Consider the following 3,858-nt stretch of genomic DNA (forward strand, 5'->3'; position numbering starts at 1 on the left):
CATGACGATGGGACACGTCATCCCAACTTCCATCGAGTTCATGGACAAACTCTCGTTCCAGACTTCGTACAAATATCTGAACGAACATTTGCCGAATGAAGACGCGGGAGCAATGTTACTCATCGAAGTTGATGGCAACAGCATGGAACAACTCGAAAAGGAATATGAAACCATCGGCGAACTTTGCCTGGAGAATGACGCCATCGACGTTTTCGTAGCCGACAACGCCACAACACAAGAGCGCGTTTGGAAAGTCCGGCGCAACATCGCCGAGGCATTCAAAGTCTATTCACCAATACAAAGTCTCGAAGATATCGTCGTTCCATTCGCCTCCATTCCGAAAATTCTCCCAGAAATCGAAAAACTCGCGGGAAAATATGACGTCGTCATTCCGTGTTACGGACATGCAGGCGACGGAAATCTTCACGCGACAATCGTGAAAAAACCGGAGATGTCGATGAAAAAGTGGGACGAATTATTGCCGACGATTCTCTGGGATTTGTATGACAAGACCGTCGCGTGCGGCGGAACGATCAGCGGCGAACACGGCATCGGTCACAAACGGAAAGCATTCATCGGGCAGGCGCTGGAGCCGACGTCCATCGAACTGATGCGCCGTGTTAAACTCGCCTTCGATCCGAAGAATATCCTCAATCCCGGAAAAATCTTCGACATCGATTAACCGATCACTGAACTTGAGAATTTCAATAGGATGATTTCACAATCATTTTTATCTGATCTCATCGACCTGCGCCGAGAAATCCACCGGCATCCGGAATTGTCGAATGAAGAACAAGTAACCGCCGAGCGACTCATCCGATTTATTTCGGCGCATTCCAAACCAAGTCAAATTGTTCAAAATATCGGCGGTCACGGCTTTCTGGTTGTATTCGACAGCGGTCAGCCGGGAATAACGGTCGCCATCCGTACGGAATTGGACGCTCTGCCGATTCACGAAAAAACAGATTTGCCGTATAAGTCAGAAATCACCGGCATTTCGCATCACTGCGGACATGACGGACAGATGACAATTCTCGCCGGATTGGCACATTTGATCGCACAACAGCCGCTGAAATCTGGAAAAGTTATCCTGATCTTCCAACCTGCGGAAGAGACTGGCGAAGGCGCGCGCCGCGTTCTTGCCGACACAAACTTCAGCCAATTTCCCATCGACCTTATTTTCGGATTTCACAATTTACCCGGATTTCCTTTTGGTAAGGTTATCATCAAAGATCGAACATTTAGTGCGGCTTCGTGCGGAATGATCGCGACGCTAACCGGACATCCGTCGCACGCCTCGCATCCCGAATCCGCCGTCAGTCCCGCGCTGGCGATGGCTGAGACAATTCAAGCACTGAACGCGGTTCATCATGCTCCCGATTCGAGTGAAGATTTTACATTGCTCACCGTCATTCATGCGCGTCTCGGCGAAGTCGCATTCGGAACGACCCCTGGCGACGCCGTCGTTATGGCGACTCTTCGCGCTTACACAGATAATCGGCTCAATTTCTTGAAATCTGAAACAGTGAGACTGATTCAGGGAATATCTGAAAAACATCATCTGGCGTGTGAATTTTCCTATCGCGACGTTTTCCCTTCCTGCATCAATCAAACTGATGCCATTCGACAAGTCCGGAACGCCGCTAAATCTTGCGGAATGGAGATAACCGAACTTGAGAAACCGTTTCGCTGGTCGGAAGATTTCGGATATTTCACGTCCCGATTTCCCGGCGCCTATTTCGGAATCGGAGCCGGAAAAAATCATCCCGACCTGCACGACGCCGCTTACGATTTTCCCGATGGATTGATCGAACTTGGATTGACAATTCTCCATCAACTCATCGCTAGCATTCTCGGATAATTTTCTATCAACAAAGCAAAAATGTTCAGAATTGCAACTAATCCCGACGACCTGATAAAGGTTTTTATTGTTCGCGGCATCGTGTTTCTGGAAGAACAAAACGTGCCGTATGCCATCGAAATGGATGATTATGAAAACTCGGCGACTCACATTCTCGGTGAAATCGACGGCGAACCGTTTGCGGCAGGCAGAATTCGCTTCATCGAAGATTTTGCTAAATTAGAACGCATCGCTGTCCGGAAGGATTTTCGCGGGAAAAGCTACGGGCATCAAATCGTGGATTTCATGCTCGACATCGCCAAATCTCGCGGATATAAAAAATTCACACTGCACGCACAGGCGCATCTCCGCTCTTTTTACGAACAACACGGATTCCACGTTTGCGGCGAACTGTTCAAAGAGGCTAATATCGATCACTTTCCGATGCAACGGGAAGAGTAAAGCGGCGGGCTATAAGTTCACCAGTAATCAGTCAGTTGCCAGAGGCGCATCTAACGCTTCTCGGACTCTTGTCCAGGCTTCCGACGGTCGATACGGCTTCTGGATGAACGCTTTCAATCCGCGAGACAGCAGATCGGATTTCTTATCCGGCTCAATGTAGCCGCTGGCAATGATCACTTTCACCTCCGGATATGCTACGATAAGTCGTTCAAAGAGTTCGATCCCGTTCATGATTGGCAAGCCGATATCGCTGATGATTAAGTCGATCTTTGATCTTTGTTCACCGTATGTCTTCAAACCGGCTTTACCATCGACCGCCGTTATCACGTGGTATCCTTTTTTCTCCAGAACTTCCTGTAAAAAGTTTCCACACCATATTTTCATCTTCTACAATGAGGATGGTTTCATTTCCACCCGCAATATCTCCGTTGGTTTGATCTGTCGAAATTTCCAGTGATTCAGCCTCTTGAGGAACGGGCAAATAAACAGTAAATGTCGTTCCTTTTCCCTCGGCGCTATCAACAAGAATGAAACCGTTGTGGTTAGTTACAATGCCATAGATAATCGAGAGTCCTAAACCGGTTCCTTTCCCAAAATCTTTTGTCGTGAAGAATGGATCAAAGATACGCTTGATTGTCAATTCACTCATGCCCATGCCGGTATCCGAGACTTTAATCCGGATATATTCTGATGCGGATGCTGGCGGCAAGAGCAATCGGACGACATCGCCCATCATAGTATCCGTTTGGATCGTTAGTGAACCACCATTCGGCATGGCGTCGCGGGCGTTCACGCAGAGGTTCAGTAAAACCTGCTGAAGTTGACCGGCGTCGCCCAATACGAAAGGCACCTTTCCAGTTTGCTTATTGATCTCAATCGTTTTCGGGAAGGTTTCGGCAAATAATTTCATCAGTTCTTCGATGATCTGGTTAATACTGACCGCCTGCAAATTGGGTTCATCTTTTCGGGCGAATGTCAATAGTTGTTTGACTAACGCCGACGCACGTTGTCCGGCTTTCTGAATCGCCTGAAGGCTGGCAGTCATCCGTTCCATCTGCATGTCTCCCATTTCAATTAAAGAGGTGTGACCAATGATTATTGCGAGGATGTTATTGAAATCATGGGCGATACCTCCGACGAGCGTACCCAAACTTTCAAGTTTCTGGGCATGCTGAAGCTGCGCTTCCAGGATTTTCTTAGTTTCTTCAGCCCGCTTGCGTTCAGTGATGTCATGATTGACGGAGACTCTTCCGGAAAAATTACCCGCTGAATCTTTCAGAACCGAAATAGTACTTCGTACGTCAACGGTTTTCCCGTCTTTGCAATACTGCATCATTTCACCTGACCAGATGCCATCCCGATCTATTTTAACAAACACTTCTTCTCTGGACTGGTTGAGATACTCGGGTTGCATAATGTCATGGAATTTCTGACCGAGAACTTCCTCCGCTTTCCAACCATAAATCCTTTCTGCGGCATTGTTCCAGGCCTGAATTCTACCGTCGGTGTCCGATGCAATAACCGCGTCAAACACATTCTGCAATAAATAAGCCTGG

General features: G+C 47.8%; 5 protein-coding genes. 3 read left to right on the forward strand and 2 right to left on the reverse strand.

Annotated elements, in window-relative coordinates; all coding sequences use genetic code 11:
• From COT43_08295 to COT43_08305, 3 genes are all read left to right on the forward strand, one after another.
• Positions 1-682: FAD-binding oxidoreductase (locus tag COT43_08295; protein PIS27866.1), on the forward strand; the 682-nt coding region annotated here is incomplete at its 5' end.
• Between the two features lie 30 nt (positions 683-712).
• Positions 713-1,861: an amidohydrolase gene (locus tag COT43_08300; GenBank protein ID PIS27867.1), complete on the forward strand. Its 1,149-nt coding sequence runs from the start codon at positions 713-715 to the stop codon at positions 1,859-1,861.
• 21 nt (positions 1,862-1,882) lie between these two features.
• The gene (locus COT43_08305) at positions 1,883-2,302 is read left to right on the forward strand and encodes a GNAT family N-acetyltransferase (protein ID PIS27868.1); all 420 of its coding nucleotides are present in this window, start codon (positions 1,883-1,885) and stop codon (positions 2,300-2,302) included.
• A 27-nt stretch (positions 2,303-2,329) separates the two neighbouring features.
• Here COT43_08305 and COT43_08310 read toward each other — a convergent pair whose 3' ends face one another.
• Together COT43_08310 and COT43_08315 are read right to left on the reverse strand one after the other, a co-directional pair.
• Positions 2,330-2,686, reverse strand: a complete 357-nt coding sequence (locus COT43_08310) for a hypothetical protein (GenBank protein PIS27869.1) — start codon at positions 2,684-2,686, stop codon at positions 2,330-2,332.
• Positions 2,607-3,845, reverse strand: coding sequence for a hypothetical protein (locus COT43_08315; protein ID PIS27870.1), 1,239 nt, complete (start codon positions 3,843-3,845; stop codon positions 2,607-2,609). Before COT43_08315 ends, COT43_08310 begins: the two co-directional genes overlap by 80 nt.
• Between the last annotated feature and the right edge of the window lie 13 nt (positions 3,846-3,858).

The organism is Candidatus Marinimicrobia bacterium CG08_land_8_20_14_0_20_45_22, assembly GCA_002774355.1.
Taxonomy (GTDB): domain Bacteria; phylum Fidelibacterota; class UBA2242; order UBA2242; family UBA2242; genus 0-14-0-20-45-22.

Excerpts from the sequence above, each read along its gene's own strand:
- COT43_08305 (PIS27868.1), top strand. The coding sequence starts at position 1,883 with ATGTTCAGAATTGCAACTAATCCCGACGACCTGATAAAGGTTTTTATT.
- COT43_08310 (PIS27869.1), bottom strand. The coding sequence starts at position 2,686 with ATGAAAATATGGTGTGGAAACTTTTTACAGGAAGTTCTGGAGAAAAAA.
- COT43_08300 (PIS27867.1), top strand. The coding sequence starts at position 713 with ATGATTTCACAATCATTTTTATCTGATCTCATCGACCTGCGCCGAGAA.